Origin of the sequence: Pseudorhodoplanes sinuspersici (genome assembly GCF_002119765.1) — a bacterium.
In the GTDB taxonomy this organism is placed as follows: Bacteria; Pseudomonadota; Alphaproteobacteria; order Rhizobiales; family Xanthobacteraceae; genus Pseudorhodoplanes; species Pseudorhodoplanes sinuspersici.
In genome coordinates, this window is the sequence record NZ_CP021112.1 from 4,095,807 (window position 1) to 4,111,898 (window position 16,092).

Genomic DNA, 16,092 nt, shown 5'->3' on the forward strand with positions numbered 1-16,092 from the left:
TTAAGTTCCCGGCGCTGACGTCATTATCAGCGAGCGATGTCTATCGCTATTGTCGTCATCGAATTAGGGCGGATCCTCCAGCATTGCGGTTCTGGGCCGGAAATGCCACCATAAGAACAGCGTACCAGTTGTAGAGTTGCGCTCATGGTGGATTTGACACAGCCGCTCACGTCGCCTGTGGTTCTCAGCGACGGGACCGTTCTTCACAATCTCTCTGACGCCAGCCTTTGGCTTCTGAATTGCGATGACAGCGAACACCCGGAGGTGCAGGCTGCAGCACGATGTCTTGTTGATGCAGCGGATGGAGGCAGCGTTGTGGTTGCCAGTAACGTGCTGAGATTTGCGGCATTCACAACCGGCAAACTTAAAGTGATGTGACCGGCTTTTTATCTGGCGTTATTCGCGCGGCGCTTCAGCGACGATGAAGCGGTGAAGCATGGCCATGAATAAAGCGGATATTTGCAGACAGCTAGAGTTCTTCCGGCTTTGATGGAATCAAAGCCGGGGCTCTAGCTTTTCTTTTAACGCGTTTTCTTCACGCGAACCGGTGCCCACTTCGCTCGAAAACGCTTTAATAGATTCCGTGCCCCGGGAATCGCTGGGTATCGTTCGTTGAGCCGACCGAAAACCGATGAGCGATTTTCGACTTCAGAGCCTTCAGCCAAAGGGCGGTCTTTTCCAGCGGGCGGGCAATGACGTCGAAAGGCGATATCCCATCGTTATCAGCGCGCTCAAGTGCAACCGGCACGATCATGATCGGCGGCTGGATTGAGGACGCGACCGCCGGGAGAGAAGCGTCGAGCCTGGAGGCATCGGCCCTGGTTTTTGCCTGTCGTTTGACGTCATCGACCTGCGGTGTTGCGCCGCTCGTCCTGGTTTGAGGATTGGGCTGGAACGCCGAAGGAGCAGATGAATGTCCTGTCCCCTTTGGTTGAAGAGTCTGTCCGGTTTCCGGATTTGCCGGATGGGCTGACGCAGCCCTCGTTGCGATCCTTGCCATTTGATCAAGAAGAATAGCACGCTCCTGCTGCAGCGTTCGGATCAGGTCCTCGCGAACCGAAGCTTCTGTGCTCGGGGGCGTTATGACCACGGCCGGCCGAAAATACTGGGCGACGAGGATGCTGCCGGTGAAGCTGAGAAGCGCGGCAGGAAACAATTCGAATGTTATTTTCCTGAGCAATGGGGATTTGAACATGGTTTGCTCGCGACGGCAGAAGCAATGACGTCGAGCAAAAGCATTGCTTCGGGGCTAAAGGTGGGCGGAATTTTTGCTTCGGCGTGTCGGGATCTGTAAAGAGTGCAGAAATTTTCATGCGTGTTATTCGCGCATCTTTTGCGATCGGCCATGCAACAGGTCGAAGGCTATTTGTGGTAACCGCTTGCCGTGATCTCTGGACCTTGCGGGGTGCCCCTCAGTCGTCCACCCACATCCGCATCAGGTTGGCGAGCGATTTCGAAATCAGGTCGAATTCGGCGCTCTTGCCGTCGCGCGAAAACATGATCCGGCGCGCAGTGTCGAGATCGAACAGCAATTCGCGCTGCGCCGGATCGCGTACGAAGCTGCGGGCCCAGCCGGCGACGACATGGCGGTGGCCGCGTGTCACCTGCGCCACCCGATGCAATGTGGTGGCCGGGTAGGCGATCATCGATCCGGCCGGCAGCTTGATTTCGTCGTCGCCCCCTGGCGCCTCGATCACCAATTCGCCGCCGTCGTAGTCGGCTGGGTCATCGAGGAAGAGCGTGAAGGCAACATCGGTACGCATGCCTTGCATCAACGCATCGTCGACATGCACGCCATATTGCATGCCAGGCTCATAGCGTGAGAACAACAGGCCGCTGAGTTGCTTCGGACGAACCGCCATCCCGAACAGCTCGTTGTCCATGATCCGTTTGGCGACCAGCGCGCGCGCCGGATCGAGCGAGCGGTCGGAGGCATCCGCCTGTTGATTGTCCTTCACGCGGCGCGCGGCGAATCCGGCCGTTTCCTTGCCGTCGATGAAACGAACATTGGCCAGCGCCTTGCGCACGGACGCGAGGTCATCTGCTTTAAGGATATCGCCAATCACGATCTGCATGTCTGTCTTGCTTTGACGCGTTTTCTTCACGCGAACCGGTGCCCACTTCGCTTGAAAACGCTCTGGTGCCTGAAAACAGGCTCTTTCGCAATTCCTGCTTATGCTTTGGAACAATTCAAAAACGTTGCTGTTGGCGGAGGCTCCCGACAGGATTATGGGTGACGCTGGACGCATTCCTGATGCGTCGCAGATATTTTTCAGCACGCTTCCGCGTGTCAAACATGGGACTGACCATGAAGAAAAGCCGCAAGATCTGGGTCGGCGTCGGCGCCTTCATTCTGGCCGGGAGCAGCGCGTCTTCGCTGCCCGCTACACCGCTGCCGACGGCGGCGCAGAATGACTCGTCCGTCACCTCTGTGCCGGGTCTGCGGGATTTGTCTGTCGCGGGCGGCTTTTCTTATTGGCAGCATCTTGCGCAAGCTGCGACCACCGGTGCCGGCGGTGAAGCTGGAGAGGGAGGAGAAGGTGGCGGCGAGGGCGGTGAGGCCGGCATCAATGTCGAAAGTGCCGCGAAAGATCCGGTGGAATACGGCGTCGCCCTGCAGGTGATTGCGGCGCATTATCATGCCGGCCTTGCGGCTTATGAAGGCAAGGAGCAGGAAGCCGGCGCGCAGATGTTCGCGCACGGTCTGTCGGAAGTCTATTTTGAGATGGAAGACGTCTTCAAGAAGCTTGGCGTGACAGATCTCGGCCAGAAACTCGAGGCCACCGTGAGTGCGGCGAATGAAAAAAAGCCGGCAGCAGACATCAAGCGGCGGGTGAATGCGGTGCTGGCGGCCCTGGCAGCGGCCGAGAAAGTGGCCCCGAAGTCGTCGGCATCGGCGCAAGCGGTCAAGGCGCATGTGGCGGCGGAATTGATCGACCGCGCCGCCGCGCAATTCTCCGTGGTGCAGAAGGACAGCAACCTCGAGGCCTATCTCGACGGTCTAGGCTTTGCGATGGCGGCACGCGATCAGGCGAGGACCGTGCTGCCATGGCTGCATAAGCTCGATGGCAAGAAGGAAAAAGCGTTCCGGCAGGCGCTGGCGCTCACCGAGCAGGCCTTTCCTGGCATCAAGCGTCCGGGGAAATCCAAGGTGACGGAGGCGGATCTCCTGTCAGCGGCATCAGCGGCCAAATTGGCCGTATCCGGCCTCCAATAGCGCCATCCTAAGCTTTCCGGCGGAGGACTTTTCCGGCATAGGCCGACCGCCGGATTGGCCTAATTTGGCATTGACGGTTCGCTGTTGATTTGTGACAGGGCGGGCCTTGCGCGGGTCCGGTCGCCGGATCATGGTCCGCGCGGATGAGGGGCCGCTGCGCCGGCCGGATCCGGTCAGCCACAAAGAATGGCATGGAGAGGAAAGCATGAAACGCCGACAGTTTATCGCCACCATCGGAACGGGCGCCGCGGCCGCCGCGATTGCCAAGCCGGCGATCGCGCAGTCGAGCCCGGAGATCAAATGGCGGCTGACATCGAGTTTTCCGAAATCGCTCGATACGCTGTGGGGCGGTGCCGAAACCTTCGTCAAGGCCGTGGCCGAAGCCACCGACAACAAATTCCAGATCCAGCCGTTTGCGGCTGGTGAGATCGTGCCGGGTCTTGCGGCCGCGGATGCCGTCACCAATGGCACCGTCGAGATGTGCCAGACTGCTTCATATTATTACGTCGGCAAGGACCCGACTTTCGCCCTCGGCAGCGCCATCCCGTTCGGCCTGAACACCCGCATGCAGAATTCGTGGATGTATCAGCACGGCGGCAGCAAGCTGCTGGATGATTTTTACGCGAAGTTCAAATACATCGCACTGCCGGCCGGCAATACGACCTGTCAGATGGGTGGATGGTTTCGCAAGGAAATCAAGGACGTTGCCGACTTGCAGGGCCTGAAATTCCGCATCGCCGGTCTTGCCGGCCGCGTGCTGCAAAAACTTGGCGTCGTGCCGCAACAGCTCGCCGGCGGAGACATCTATCCTGCGTTGGAGAAGGGCACAATCGACGCGGCCGAGTGGGTGGGTCCTTACGACGACGAGAAGCTCGGCTTCCAGAAAGTTGCGCCTTATTATTATTATCCGGGCTGGTGGGAAGGCGGCACTGTCATCCACAACTTCATCAATATCGATAAGTGGAATGCGCTGCCGAAGGCGTATCAGCAGATCCTTCGCTCGGCGTCCGATACCGCCAACGTGTCGATGACTGCCAAATACGATGCCGATAATCCGGGCGCGGTGAGGCGTCTTGTTGCTGCCGGCGCGCAGTTGCGTCCATTTCCGCAGACGGTCCTCGATGCCTGCTTCAAGGCGTCGAATGAGGTCTATGCGGAAATCTCGGCCAGCAATCCGGAATTCAAGAAAATCTACGACAACATCGTGGCCTTCCGCAGCGACGAATATTTGTGGTGGCAGGTCGCTGAATACGCGTTTGACAGCTACATGATCCGGGCGCGAACGCGGTCCTGATATCGATCCAACAAAACCCCGGCTTCACTGGCCGGGGTTTTTTTATGCATGGATCGCTATTGTATTACTTGAACTGCGGCGGCTTATCGAAATCGAGTGGCGCAGGCAGGTCGAAACCCGGCAGGTTCTTGAACTGCTCCTCGACCTTGGCTGGGTCAACCTTCGGGGCCACGCTCTTGTAGTGCATCACCATGGCCGGAAAGGCGATGACCATGGCAACCATGATGCATTGGATGATCACGAACGGCACCGCGCCCCAGTAGATTTCGCCGGTGGTGACGGGGGGCATACGCTTGCGGGTGATGCGATCGATGTAGAAATCGCGCGGAGCGACCGACCGCAGATAGAACAGCGCGAAGCCGAATGGCGGATGCATGAACGACGTCTGCATGTTCACGGCGAGCATCACGCCGAACCAGATCAGATCGATGCCGACCCGTTCCGCAGCGGGAGCGAGGAGCGGAATGATGATGAAGGCGATCTCAAAGAAATCGAGGAAGAACGCCAGGAAGAAGACAAGGATGTTGACGAAAAACAGGAAACCGATCTGACCGCCGGGCAGGCCGAGCAGTAGTTCTTCGACCCAGCGGTGACCATCGACGCCGTAGAAAGTGAGCGAGAAGACGCGTGCGCCGATCAGGATGAAGACGACGAATGCGGCAAGCTTGGCTGTTGATTGTGCCGCCTGTCGCGTGAGGTCGAGAGTCAGACGGCGCTTCAGCAGGGCCAGCAGCATGGCACCGACTGCGCCCATGGCACCGCCTTCGGTTGGGGTTGCGACGCCGATGAAAATAGTGCCGAGAACCAGGAAGATCAGTGCCAGTGGTGGCACCATCACGAAAATGACCTGTTCGGCCAGAACCGACAGCAAATTCAATCGCGTGAAGCGGTTGATGATCGCTAGCGCGAACGCGATGCCGATCGTGATCGACATCGTGAGGATGACAAAATCGGGGCCGCTGCGGACGTTGGTTGTCCGCATATAAAGATAGGAAGCAGCGGTCGAGATCAGCATCACAACGAGGAGAGACAATACGCCACGGCGGCCATCCGCTTCCTTGTAGGTCAAAGCTTCGACCGGCAGGCCAGGAGCGGCGGCCGGCCTCAGGATGGTGACGAGAAAAATGTATCCGGCATAGATGCCGGAGAGCACGAGACCGGGAATGAAGGCGCCCGCATACATGTCGCCAACCGAACGGCCAAGCTGATCCGCCATGACGATCAAAACCAGCGACGGCGGAATGATCTGTGCGAGCGTTCCGGATGCGGCGATGACACCGGTGGCAACGCGACGGTCATAGCCGTAACGCAACATGATCGGCAGCGCGATCAGTCCCATCGAGATCACCGACGCGGCGACCACACCGGTGGTGGCTGCCAGCAGTGCGCCGACAAAGATCACGGCAAAGGCAAGACCGCCGCGGATCGTCCCAAAGAGCTGGCCGATCGTATCGAGCAGATCCTCCGCCATCCCGGATCGTTCGAGGATCAGTCCCATGAAGGTGAAGAAGGGGATTGCCAGCAGCGTGTCATTGTTCATCACGCCGAAGACACGCTCGGGAAGCGCCTGCAGAAAATCGGGCCGGAACAATCCGAGCTCAATGCCGACAAGGCCGAACAACAGGCCGTTGGCCGCCAGCGAGAACGCGACCGGATATCCGAGTAGAAGAAAGACCACCAATGACGCGAACATGATCGGCGCCATATAGTGGATCAGAAGCTGAGTCATGGTTGCTCCGGCCTGTGCGACGATCGTCAGTTATCGGTCTTGACATCCGCCAGCAGGCGTTCGGCTTCCGTTTCAGCCGAGTTCAACGAAAGATCATAAGGTTCAGGGATCAGGCCGCGCATCACCGCGATCCGTTTGATGAGTTCGGAAATGCCCTGAAAGAACAGCAGCGTGAAGCCGATGACGATCAACGATTTGGCTGGCCATTGCGGCAGGCCGCCGGCATTCATCGATTGCTCGTTGATCGAATATGACGCGATGAAGAAAGGCCAGCCGGTCACGATCATGACGATCGTGAGCGGCAGCAGGAATACGACATGGCCGACCACATCAATCACGTTGCGGGTGGTTTTCGAGAACATGCTGTTGATGATGTCGATCCGGATATGTTCGTTCGACATCAATGTCCAAGGCGAGCAGATCAGGAAGATGATGCTGAACATCACCCATTGCAGCTCGAGCCAGGCATTCGACGATGTATCGAACAGCTTGCGGACGGTGGCATTTCCAGCCGACACGATCACGACAACCACAATGAGCCAGGAGACCCATTTGCCGAGCCGGGAGTTTACGGCATCAATGGCCCGGCTCACTGCCAGCAATGCTTGCACTGTTGAGACTTCCCCCCCTTGGGTCACGATGATTTTGGATCAATCCAAAATCATAAACGTGCTCGATTTTAATACATGAGAGGCGCTGGGCGCGCTCTTGGTGGCCGGCCTGCCCGCCGGTCGGGGCAGCTAATCCGAACAGCGAGGCGGCCGTCAATGGGAAGTTCGGCTCAAGCCGGAGGGATAGAGCGCGCTGAAATCTCGCGATGCCGCACGGCTTCGCGGTGCAACGCGTAGAGGCCGCCCAAGGCGATCAGGCCAGCCCCAACGAAAGACCAGCGGTCCGGAACCTCGCCGAAGACCAGGTAGCCGCTGAGAGCCGTCCAGAAGAGGAGTGTATAGCGGAAAGGTGCAACCGTTGGGATATCGACCTCGCGGAACGCCAGTACTGCAAAATAGGCTCCTATCCCCAGAAAGGCCGCGGCGATGGTGATGCCAAGCCATTGGCTGGCGGTCGGCATCGCCCAGGTCTCGGTCAGGCCGAGCGCGGCGCCTGCCAGTGTGACCGCAACGGCCCCGTAGAAACTAACCGACAGTGTCGAAATGCCAGTGTGGATGCTGCGGGTGGCTAGATCGCGGCCGGCGGAAAAGAATGCCGCGGACAATCCGACGAGCGCCCACACATCAAAGGCCTGTGCGCTGGGCTTTACAATGAACAGCGTGCCGATCAATCCGACGGCGATCGCGCTCCAGCGCCGCCACCCAACGCGAGCGCCGAGCGTCAGGGCCGCGAGGGCGGTCAGGATCAACGGTGAGGTGAGGACCACGGCCGCCAGTTCGGCGAAATTCATGCGCACGAGTGCGGCAATGAAAGCGATCGTGCCGAGCGCATCGAACAGCGAACGCCATAGCACCGGCGTGCTGCAGCTCTTCGACAGGCCGCGAAGTTGCCCGGTAACGCTCAGGGCAATGAGCAGAAACAGCACCGACAAAACCCCGCGCAGGAAGATGACCTCGCCGAACGGCAATTCCCGCGCGACCAGCTTCACGCAAGTGTCGTTGACGGTGTAAAGCGCCATGCTGAACGACAAGGCGAGCATCCCGCGGCGATTGGCGGCGGATGGGGTCACGCGTGAACTTTCATCGGATTGGCGGGATTAACCGCCGGTGACGCTCATGTGGCGGGGCAGGGCCGGCCGCTTGTGGCGGCGGTCGATGATGAAGTCATGCCCTTTCGGCTTGCGGGCAACGGCGCTTTCAATCGCGGCATGGAGAAGATCGTCGGATTCGGACGCGCGCAACGGTCCGCGCAGATCGGCCGCATCTTCCTGGCCAAGGCACATGAACAGCGTGCCGGTGCAGGTGAGGCGCACGCGATTGCAGGATTCGCAGAAATTGTGAGTCATCGGCGTGATGAAGCCGAGCCGTCCGCCGGTTTCAGCGACACGGACATACCGCGCCGGGCCGCCGGTCATGTAGTCGATGTCATCGAGCGTGTAGCGTTCCGCGAGCCGGCTGCGCAGCATCGACAGCGGCAGATATTGATCGAGCCGTGTTTCGCCGACATCGCCGAGCGGCATCACCTCGATCAGCGTGAGATCCATGCCGCGGCCATGCGCCCATTCCATCAGCGGCGCGATCTCGTCCTCGTTCACGCCCTTCAGCGCGACGGCATTGATCTTGATCTTCAGCCCTGCCGCCTGTGCTGCGTCAATGCCGGCCATGACGCGCGACAGATCGCCCCAGCGGGTGATGGCGCGGAACTTGTCCGGGTCGAGCGTGTCGAGAGAAACATTGATCCGCTCGACGCCATGGTCCTTCAACTCTGTCGCGTATTTTGCGAGCTGCGAGCCGTTGGTCGTCAGCGTCAGTTCATCGAGTGCACCCGCGCGCAAATGCCGCGACAAAGAGCCGAACAGGGTCATGATCCCCCGCCGGACCAATGGCTCGCCGCCGGTCAGGCGCAGCTTGCGCACCCCGCGCGAGATGAAGGCCGAGCAGACGCGGTCGAGTTCCTCAAGGCTCAGCAGGTCCGCCTTGGGCAGGAAGGCCATGTCCTCGGACATGCAATAGACGCAGCGAAAATCGCAGCGGTCGGTCACCGAGACCCGCAGATAGGAAATGGTCCGCGCAAACGGGTCCACCAGCGGAGCCCGGTTGGCGTTGGTCAGTTGAATAGGTTGCGGTGCAGCATTCATGGTTGCGCTCACGCCTTCCATATAGGCTTTCCTGGCGGTCCGCAAAAGCTGCGTGCCAAGCTTTGCAAACAGAATGGCGTAGAACCTTCGGTGGGGCTATCAGGGTGTTGCAGGATCAGAGTTGCTGCCCAGACATGAGTTCCGATGCCCCTAAATGACGCGCGGCCTTGGCCCACAGAAATCCGTCTCAGCAAGGACGGCCGGACCCTGACGGTCGCTTTCGACAATGGCGAGCGCTACGAACTGTCGGCGGAATATCTGCGTGTCAAAAGCCCGAGCGCCGAAGTGCAGGGGCACTCACCGGACGAGCGTAAAACCGTACCGGGTAAGCGCGATGTCATGATCATCGAGGTCAGGCCGATGGGCAATTATGCCGTGCGGCTGACATTCGACGATATGCATTCCACCGGCATCTATTCATGGGATTATTTCGCCGAGCTTGGCCGCAAACACGCGCAATACTGGCAGGATTATCTCGATGAACTCGCGGCCAAGGGATGGTCGCGCGATCCGGTCCGCAAGTCGCGCTAGTCCAGAATGGCGCTGGCGGAGGAAGGTGGTTCGCTCTCCGCTTTCTCGAAGATGCGTTCCTCGGAGAGGTAGCGGTTGAGCCTCTCCTGTGGCAGTCGGCACCGGACGGCGATCTGGAACGTGGCGAGGGAAAGGCCAAAAAGAAGGATCATGTCCCAGCCAAAGGGAATGTGGCCCGACCCTCCAAAGGAGCCAAAGGCTGAGACCAGACCGAGGGCGATGAGGTAGGGGGGAAGCCATGCCGCTTCCACAAGGTCAAGGTTTGCGAGCCCGTCCCGTCCCATATGGATGAGGAAGAGCACGAGGCCAGCCAGGAGATAAAGGCCGAGCCGCCACAGCGTATCCCAGCCGCTCCAGTAGAGGACGAGCGTGGCGATGACGAAGGCGACAGGAGCAAGGATTTCCACCGCCGGCAGCCGCAGCGGCCTGTTTCGGTGTGGGAGAAGATGGCGCAGTGCCACGACGCCGATCGGTCCTGCGATGAATGACAGCATGATCGCCGAACTATTGAGCTTCACGATCTCTTCAAACGGCAACAGCAGGAAGATGAGCGAGGAGAAAACAAGATTCAAAATAAGTCCCCTGAGAGGCACGCCGCGCGCCGATAAAGTCGCGAACAGACGTGGAAAGAAGCCGTTCTCGGCAAGCGCGTAGGTGAGACGTGCATTCGAGCCGGTTGTAACCAGCCCGCCGCCGAATGGCCCAAGGACGGCGCCGACATTGAGCAGGCTCACGAGCCAGATGAGACCGATGGCGGACGCAATGACTTCGAGCGGCCCGAAACCGCCAGCCGATGCGAGCTGCTTCCAGCCGCCCGCAAGATCCGCCGGCGAAAGAGCGCCCACAAAGGCCAGCTGCAAGCCAGCATAAAGAACGAAGCAGATGGCAATGGACGACAGGAGGGCGAGCGGAATGATGACACCGGGCCGCTTGACCTCGCCGGCCATGTCGACGGCGTGCCGAAAGCCGATATACGAGAAAATAATGCCGCCGCTCGATACGGCGGCCAGAATGCCCTGCAGTCCGAAGGGCGAGAAGCCGTCCGCGACGAAATTCGATGGCTCGAACCGTGCCACGATGAACGCGAAGATGACGATGAGCGGAATAGCGATCTTCACCCAGGTGATCGTCGAATTGACATAGGTGAAGAACTTCACGCCGATCGCATTGATCACCGTGAATAAAACGAGGAAGCCGGTCGCAGTTGTCGTTCCCGCCCAAGAGAGCTTGTCGGTAAGCGCACCGGCATTATCGGCTTCATAAAGCCATGGCAGGTGCAGGGCGAGATACCTGAGCATGGCCTCGACCTCGACCGGAGCGGTCGCGTTGTAGCCGATCCAGGCGCTCCAACCCATGGCCGTGGAGACGACGTTGCCGTGGCTGAATTGCGGGACACGGGCGATGCCACCGGTGACCGGCAGCATGGCCGAGATTTCTGCGTAGGTGAGCGCAAGCAAGAGTATCGCGAAGCCGCCAATGGCCCAGGCAACGATTGCGGCGGGACCGGCGGCTTGGCTCGCCAGAAGTGGAGCGAACAACCAACCCGATCCGACCATTGCACTGACCGCGACGAAGGTCAGGCCGATAAAGCCAATGTCGCGACGCATGGGCGCTCTCCGGCCCCGCTTTCAATGGCCGGGCTGCGGCGCAACCTTGCAATGAGACTTACGCAATCGAGCTTGCACGATTGCGTAAATTTATCTGGGCCTGCGAAAAGTGCGAAAATGCGGCCGCCAGTCAGGTCGCTGCAGTTATTGCTGGACGATGACCTTCGCTCCGACTGACACGCGGCTATAGAGATCGATCACGTCCGGGTTGGTCATGCGGAAGCAGCCCGACGACACCGCCTGGCCGATTGTTTCCGGTTCGTTGGAGCCGTGGATGCGGTAGAGCGTCGAGCCGAGATACATGGCGCGGGCGCCGAGTGGATTGTCCGGACCGCCGGGCATGAAACGCGGCAAATCGGGGCGGCGCTGCAGCATCTGGGCCGGCGGGGTCCAGCTTGGCCATTCCTTCTTGGCCGAGACTGATTTCACGCCGCTCCAGGTGAAGCCATCGCGGCCAACACCGATCCCGTAGCGGAGGGCGGTACCATTTCCCTGGATCAGATACAGCCGCCGCTCGCGCGTATTGATGATGATCGTGCCGGGCCTCTCGTTGGTCGGATAGCTGACGGTTGCCCGCGGCACGGGGGACGTCCCGTACATCCCAAACAGTTTGCCGATGGGTGCTCCGCCATTGTAGCGGCCTTCCGGATCGAAACCGTTGTTGGCGTGGGCGGCGGAAACCATCGTGACCGCAGCGGCGGCCAGAACTGTCAAACGAAAAGCAATTCGCAGCATTCTCTCAGCCCCTATGCATTCGCGCCGACCTTCATGACCAAAAGGTCGCAAAATAAATCCGGCGCGATAGTTCATATTTTCTTACATGTCGCAACCAGGCCTTTCGTCACGCTTTTGCGAGATCATTTCAGAATATGACGCCGAAAAGCGCGGCGCGTGTTCCGCCTTCGCGCCCATTTCGGTGAGCGCAGAAAAGCCGGACGACGACTTCAGTCTCTCACTGATTAGAATCAATCACGTTGATGATTTTGGAGCGATTCGATCCAAAATCATCCTGATCTAGTGACGTCGGCGAAAGGCTGCATAGCCGCCATCGGCGTCGTAGAGCACATCGAAACCATTCAACAGACGGTAGCTGGTATTGACGAAGACGCGGGTCGGCGACACGCGCAGATGAATTCCGTCCGGTGCCAGCGGGGACGTGCTGCCGACTGTAAATTGATACAGTTCCGAGGAATTTTCCGGTGCACCGATCCTGACCGAGACGTTGGTGCCGTCCGGCAGCGTGCGAGTCACCGCGCCGGCTTGGTCCGGCGGCACCGTCATGAACATCGCCGACACGCCGGTATCCATCAGCATGCTGCCGCAGGCTGGGGGCGTCCGTCCGTTCAGCGCAATACAGGCAGGGATGCCGGCCCAGTCACGGCCGTCCGGTTGCCGATCGAGTTTCACGAACCGGAAGTCGCCGCGCGTATTTGCGCCGGTCAAGCCGACATGCACGCCCTCGCGGGTCAGGACATAGCCTTGGCGACGTCGGCCGTCGCCGGGGGCAACCCGCAGCAGCGGATTCTTGTCCGGGGTGCTCTGGTTCTGCCGGTCACCCTCACGGCCGAAGCCAATGCCGACCATGGCAATGTTGCGAGGCGACGAACGCGGCGTGCAGTTGCGCGCATTTCTCAGGCAATCGACGCGTGTGACAGCGAGCACCGGCATCGGTTCGGTATCGAGCCGCTCCCCATTCTGTCCGACAAGAGTAAGCCGCGTGATCACCCATCGACCGCGCATGATGCGGCCCGAGCTTGTATAGGTCAGCTGGCCGTTGCCGATCGATTGAAGCTGACCGAAATTCGGAACGGAGCGCGCGGCGACGACAACGCCGGTCGACCCGGAATCGATCACCGCGCGTATTGTGCGCTCGCCAAAAGACAGGCCGATGCGGGGGACCGCATCGATGCCATCCTTATGCGCGTTGAGATAACGAAGGAAGCGTCCCTCATTGAAAGCCTCGTAACTCGGTGTCGCCTGCGCGGACGCTGCAGCCGTGAAGGCGAGGGAGGCAAGAAAGGTCAAAGCGAGCGTGGGCAGGTCAGGGCGCATCGGTGTTTGTTCTCGTCTTGCGAGTCGCTAAAACCCTTGAGGCTGCGTGTTGAGTTGCCCTTATGGTGCTTCAATTCGAAGATATCGATCCTAAATTCGCGAGTTCCAATACGGAGCATACGTTGTGCTTTGGAACCGGTCCCAGAACGCGTTACAAAAGCTCATGAAACAGATCGCCCTTGCTGCCGTCGCCGTCGCCTTGCCGGCCATGGGCCTTGCCGCCGAGCCGAACAGCAAGCCGACAAAGAAGCCTGCGGATACGAAAGGGCAGACGAGTCACAAGAGCCAGACCAAACCCTGTTCCGAGTATGGTGAGGGCTTTGTGAGGCTCGAGGGCTCATCGACCTGCGTCAAGGTCAGTGGCTATGTGAGATTCCAGGCCGGCCGAAGCCGGTAACGCGACGCAGATTCGATGCGTGCTTCGCTACAAGCAATCCCATCCAGACCGATTGTGAAAACTGAATGGTGGGCGCGACAGGGATTGAACCTGTGACCCCTCCCGTGTGAAGGGAGTGCTCTCCCGCTGAGCTACGCGCCCGAAGCCGCCGCTTTTAAGTGGCTTCCAAAAAGTGTCAAGCGCGCCGAGGCGTGCTCGTTCAACGTGATGGCATTATCGCGGTGCGGGCCACCCGCCCGACGGAGGCGGCGCCGAACGCTGCGGCGCTGGCTGAGTGAAGCCCCCGTTGCTTGCCGGAGGCGGATTGAAGCCGCTGGTCGAGGGGGCAGGCGCGCCGCCGCCGTCGCCGGGTTCGGGCTGCTCCTGTGCTGCCGCGGCCGCCGGTGCGCGCCGCTTCGCGACAGGTGTTTTCTTGGCCGGACGGCGAGCAGGAGTTGCCTTGACCAGTTCGGCCATGACAGGGCTGGGATCAAAGCGCGGCTCGGTCATGGTCACGCCAGAGTCGTCACTGCCGCGGATGTCTTCCGGCGGAATCAGTTTCACCGCCACGGTCTGGGGCTGGTAGCCGTTCAGGCTGTAGGTTACCTGCATGTCGGCGGCAGGCACGGCGAGGGCGCACGGCGTACGGCAGGTCTGACCGCCGGACGTCTTGACCTCGGCACCTGCAGGTTCGGATTCGAATTGCAGCGGAACAGTCGGCGTTGCTGTCTTCATCAGGTCGCCGGACGCCGTACATCCGGCAAGCGCCACCCCGCAGATCGCAAACACTAAAACTTTACTCATGGGTCTTAATCCATCACTGGGGGGCCCCGTCATGCCCCGACCCTGTTGTCGGAACCTTACGGGCCGGCCGGCCCGCGTGCAACCCGGGCCAATTCCGGTCTCCGCTGCGTGCGGCTAGCATTTCACGGGACCAGGCGGAAGCCCACAATCGTATCAAATCTAAGGCGATTTGCGCGGAATATGGTTAATTTACACTGCTGGTTGCAGGCACGAGTTCCATCACCAGAGCCGGCAATTGCTCGAAATGGCTGACTAACCGGTCCGGCGACAGCTTGGCCATGGGAATATCGGTATAGCCGAAATCCACTCCGATGATTGGAATCCCAGCGGCGCGCGCGGTCCGCACGTCGGTATCGGAATCGCCAACCATGACCGCCCGGCTGATGTCGCCACCGGCGTGCTGGATCGTCCGGATGAGCATTTCCGGATCCGGCTTTTTCATCGGAAATGTGTCCTGCCCGCAGATCGCAGCGAAATGTGCCTTCATGTCGAGCGCATCAAGCAAACGCACCGACAGCGATTCGTATTTGTTGGTGCAGACCGCGAGCGTGAAGCCTTGCGCGCCCAGGACCTCGAGCACATCCTCGCATCCGGGATAGGGGCGTGAGTGATCGGCGATATGTTCCTGATAATGCCGGACATATTGCTCAAAAAGAGCATCGACGGCCGCTTCGCCGAGATGACGCTGTTGTTCGATCAGGGCTTCTTCAATCAATGGCCGTACGCCGCCGCCGATCATCGCGCGTGCCTTTTCGAACGGCACCGGTGGGATGTTTTCCAGCGTCAGAACCAGATTGAGGGTCGCGATCAGGTCGGGTGCGGTATCGACGAGGGTGCCGTCCAGGTCGAACACGATGATGGGATTTGACATTGCGCGGCGGGTCCTGGAGCTGGCCTCATGGAATTGGGCTAAAGCGCGCCGGTCCGGAAGGCAAGGGCGTCGGAAAAGGACACTAGTGTTCTGACCCCAAACGAGGCTAGACAACCTCCAAATTTCCTGCGACCCCACACCCATACCCGCCATGACGCCCGATGATCTGAAACGCCAGGCCGCCGCCCGCGCCCTTGATTGGGTGCGACCCGGCATGCGTCTTGGGCTTGGCACCGGGTCGACGGCGCGCCATTTCGTCGAATTGCTTGGTGAACGTGTGCGCGCCGGTCTCGATGTTATTGGCGTGCCGACATCCGAAACGACGCAGGCGGACGCCGAGCGTTTCGGCGTGCCGGTGACAACGCTGGACGACGAGCCCCGCCTGCAAGTCACTGTCGATGGCGCCGATGAGATCGGGCCGGGCCTCTCTCTCATCAAGGGCGGTGGCGGAGCCTTGCTGCGCGAAAAGATCGTTGCCGCTGCGTCGGACCACATGATCGTCATCGCCGACGAATCGAAATTGCTGCCGGCGCTGGGGGCTTTTCCGCTGCCGATCGAAGTCGTGCCGTTTGGTCTCATGGCGACACGCAACGCGATCGCTGCTGCCCTGGAAAGTCTTGCCCTGCCGCCTGAGCTGAAACTGCGGACCGGCAGCGCCGGCCTTGCTTTCGTCACGGATGGCGGCCACTTCATTCTCGACGCGGCGCTCGGCCGCATTCCCGATCCGAAATCGCTGGCTGGCAAGCTCGCTGCGATCCCGGGGGTTGTGGAACACGGCTTGTTTTTGGGGCTTGCACGGACCGCTATTGTCGCAGGGGCGGCCGGCGTTCGCGTGATTGAACAATCATGATGATCAGATCCA

General features: G+C 60.1%; 17 protein-coding genes and 1 tRNA gene. 7 read left to right on the plus strand and 11 right to left on the minus strand.

The features are described 5' to 3' along the window. Positions 1 to 144: 144 nt before the first annotated feature. Both CAK95_RS19840 and CAK95_RS29325 read left to right on the plus strand, forming a co-directional pair. Positions 145 to 378 (plus strand): hypothetical protein, encoded by a 234-nt coding sequence (locus tag CAK95_RS19840; protein WP_086089485.1) that lies wholly within the window; start codon positions 145 to 147, stop codon positions 376 to 378. Between the two features lie 622 nt (positions 379 to 1,000). After that, the gene (locus tag CAK95_RS29325; RefSeq protein ID WP_147413468.1) at positions 1,001 to 1,294 is read left to right on the plus strand and encodes a hypothetical protein; all 294 of its coding nucleotides are present in this window, start codon (positions 1,001 to 1,003) and stop codon (positions 1,292 to 1,294) included. Between the two features lie 118 nt (positions 1,295 to 1,412). On the opposite strand, the gene CAK95_RS19850 is transcribed toward CAK95_RS29325, so the two are convergent. Next, on the minus strand, positions 1,413 to 2,075 hold the full coding sequence (locus CAK95_RS19850; protein ID WP_086089487.1) for a Fe2+-dependent dioxygenase: 663 nt from the start codon (positions 2,073 to 2,075) through the stop codon (positions 1,413 to 1,415). Positions 2,076 to 2,254: 179 nt separating this feature from the next. On the opposite strand from CAK95_RS19850, the gene CAK95_RS19855 reads away from it, so the two are divergent. Together CAK95_RS19855 and CAK95_RS19860 are read left to right on the plus strand one after the other, a co-directional pair. Beyond that, positions 2,255 to 3,217: a hypothetical protein gene (locus CAK95_RS19855; protein ID WP_198343742.1), complete on the plus strand. Its 963-nt coding sequence runs from the start codon at positions 2,255 to 2,257 to the stop codon at positions 3,215 to 3,217. Positions 3,218 to 3,422: 205 nt separating this feature from the next. Then, on the plus strand, positions 3,423 to 4,511 hold the full coding sequence (locus CAK95_RS19860; RefSeq protein ID WP_086091532.1) for a TRAP transporter substrate-binding protein: 1,089 nt from the start codon (positions 3,423 to 3,425) through the stop codon (positions 4,509 to 4,511). 64 nt (positions 4,512 to 4,575) lie between these two features. Here CAK95_RS19860 and CAK95_RS19865 read toward each other — a convergent pair whose 3' ends face one another. From CAK95_RS19865 to moaA, 4 genes are all read right to left on the minus strand, one after another. Further along, positions 4,576 to 6,240: a TRAP transporter large permease gene (locus tag CAK95_RS19865; protein ID WP_086089489.1), complete on the minus strand. Its 1,665-nt coding sequence runs from the start codon at positions 6,238 to 6,240 to the stop codon at positions 4,576 to 4,578. Positions 6,241 to 6,266: 26 nt separating this feature from the next. Continuing rightward, a complete protein-coding gene (locus CAK95_RS19870; protein ID WP_086089490.1) occupies positions 6,267 to 6,851 on the minus strand; it encodes a TRAP transporter small permease subunit in 585 nt (194 codons plus the stop codon). A 170-nt stretch (positions 6,852 to 7,021) separates the two neighbouring features. Next, positions 7,022 to 7,921 (minus strand): DMT family transporter, encoded by a 900-nt coding sequence (locus tag CAK95_RS19875; protein ID WP_086089491.1) that lies wholly within the window; start codon positions 7,919 to 7,921, stop codon positions 7,022 to 7,024. Between the two features lie 27 nt (positions 7,922 to 7,948). Further along, positions 7,949 to 9,010, minus strand: coding sequence for a GTP 3',8-cyclase MoaA (gene moaA / locus CAK95_RS19880; protein WP_425349621.1), 1,062 nt, complete (start codon positions 9,008 to 9,010; stop codon positions 7,949 to 7,951). 123 nt (positions 9,011 to 9,133) lie between these two features. Between moaA and CAK95_RS19885 the strand changes: the two genes are divergently transcribed. After that, positions 9,134 to 9,520 (plus strand): gamma-butyrobetaine hydroxylase family protein, encoded by a 387-nt coding sequence (locus tag CAK95_RS19885; RefSeq protein WP_086089492.1) that lies wholly within the window; start codon positions 9,134 to 9,136, stop codon positions 9,518 to 9,520. On the opposite strand, the gene CAK95_RS19890 is transcribed toward CAK95_RS19885, so the two are convergent. From CAK95_RS19890 to CAK95_RS30045, 3 genes are all read right to left on the minus strand, one after another. Continuing rightward, entirely contained in the window at positions 9,517 to 11,127 is a 1,611-nt protein-coding gene (locus CAK95_RS19890) for an APC family permease (RefSeq protein WP_086089493.1), read from the minus strand. The genes CAK95_RS19885 and CAK95_RS19890 overlap by 4 nt on opposite strands. A 144-nt stretch (positions 11,128 to 11,271) precedes the next feature. Further along, positions 11,272 to 11,862: a L,D-transpeptidase gene (locus CAK95_RS19895; RefSeq protein ID WP_086089494.1), complete on the minus strand. Its 591-nt coding sequence runs from the start codon at positions 11,860 to 11,862 to the stop codon at positions 11,272 to 11,274. Positions 11,863 to 12,141: 279 nt separating this feature from the next. Continuing rightward, on the minus strand, positions 12,142 to 13,179 hold the full coding sequence (locus CAK95_RS30045; RefSeq protein WP_245303466.1) for a hypothetical protein: 1,038 nt from the start codon (positions 13,177 to 13,179) through the stop codon (positions 12,142 to 12,144). Positions 13,180 to 13,342: 163 nt separating this feature from the next. Here CAK95_RS30045 and CAK95_RS19910 point away from each other — a divergent pair, with 163 nt between their 5' ends. After that, on the plus strand, positions 13,343 to 13,576 hold the full coding sequence (locus tag CAK95_RS19910; RefSeq protein WP_086089496.1) for a porin: 234 nt from the start codon (positions 13,343 to 13,345) through the stop codon (positions 13,574 to 13,576). Positions 13,577 to 13,642: 66 nt separating this feature from the next. On the opposite strand, the gene CAK95_RS19915 is transcribed toward CAK95_RS19910, so the two are convergent. From CAK95_RS19915 to gph, 3 genes are all read right to left on the minus strand, one after another. Beyond that, a tRNA-Val gene (locus CAK95_RS19915) sits at positions 13,643 to 13,717 on the minus strand. Positions 13,718 to 13,789: 72 nt separating this feature from the next. Next, entirely contained in the window at positions 13,790 to 14,359 is a 570-nt protein-coding gene (locus tag CAK95_RS19920) for a PEGA domain-containing protein (RefSeq protein ID WP_086089497.1), read from the minus strand. A 184-nt stretch (positions 14,360 to 14,543) separates the two neighbouring features. After that, positions 14,544 to 15,230, minus strand: a complete 687-nt coding sequence (gph, locus tag CAK95_RS19925; protein ID WP_086089498.1) for a phosphoglycolate phosphatase — start codon at positions 15,228 to 15,230, stop codon at positions 14,544 to 14,546. Positions 15,231 to 15,381: 151 nt separating this feature from the next. Between gph and rpiA the strand changes: the two genes are divergently transcribed. Continuing rightward, positions 15,382 to 16,080, plus strand: coding sequence for a ribose-5-phosphate isomerase RpiA (rpiA, locus tag CAK95_RS19930; protein WP_086089499.1), 699 nt, complete (start codon positions 15,382 to 15,384; stop codon positions 16,078 to 16,080). Positions 16,081 to 16,092 lie beyond the last annotated feature (12 nt).

Excerpts from the sequence above, each read along its gene's own strand:
- CAK95_RS19840 (WP_086089485.1), top strand. The coding sequence starts at position 145 with ATGGTGGATTTGACACAGCCGCTCACGTCGCCTGTGGTTCTCAGCGAC.
- CAK95_RS19850 (WP_086089487.1), bottom strand. The coding sequence starts at position 2,075 with ATGCAGATCGTGATTGGCGATATCCTTAAAGCAGATGACCTCGCGTCC.
- CAK95_RS19855 (WP_198343742.1), top strand. The coding sequence starts at position 2,255 with ATGCGTCGCAGATATTTTTCAGCACGCTTCCGCGTGTCAAACATGGGA.
- CAK95_RS19860 (WP_086091532.1), top strand. The coding sequence starts at position 3,423 with ATGAAACGCCGACAGTTTATCGCCACCATCGGAACGGGCGCCGCGGCC.
- CAK95_RS19865 (WP_086089489.1), bottom strand. The coding sequence starts at position 6,240 with ATGACTCAGCTTCTGATCCACTATATGGCGCCGATCATGTTCGCGTCA.
- moaA (WP_425349621.1), bottom strand. The coding sequence starts at position 9,010 with ATGGAAGGCGTGAGCGCAACCATGAATGCTGCACCGCAACCTATTCAA.
- CAK95_RS19885 (WP_086089492.1), top strand. The coding sequence starts at position 9,134 with ATGCCCCTAAATGACGCGCGGCCTTGGCCCACAGAAATCCGTCTCAGC.
- CAK95_RS19890 (WP_086089493.1), bottom strand. The coding sequence starts at position 11,127 with ATGCGTCGCGACATTGGCTTTATCGGCCTGACCTTCGTCGCGGTCAGT.
- CAK95_RS19895 (WP_086089494.1), bottom strand. The coding sequence starts at position 11,862 with ATGCTGCGAATTGCTTTTCGTTTGACAGTTCTGGCCGCCGCTGCGGTC.
- CAK95_RS30045 (WP_245303466.1), bottom strand. The coding sequence starts at position 13,179 with ATGCGCCCTGACCTGCCCACGCTCGCTTTGACCTTTCTTGCCTCCCTC.
- CAK95_RS19910 (WP_086089496.1), top strand. The coding sequence starts at position 13,343 with ATGAAACAGATCGCCCTTGCTGCCGTCGCCGTCGCCTTGCCGGCCATG.
- CAK95_RS19920 (WP_086089497.1), bottom strand. The coding sequence starts at position 14,359 with ATGAGTAAAGTTTTAGTGTTTGCGATCTGCGGGGTGGCGCTTGCCGGA.
- gph (WP_086089498.1), bottom strand. The coding sequence starts at position 15,230 with ATGTCAAATCCCATCATCGTGTTCGACCTGGACGGCACCCTCGTCGAT.
- rpiA (WP_086089499.1), top strand. The coding sequence starts at position 15,382 with ATGACGCCCGATGATCTGAAACGCCAGGCCGCCGCCCGCGCCCTTGAT.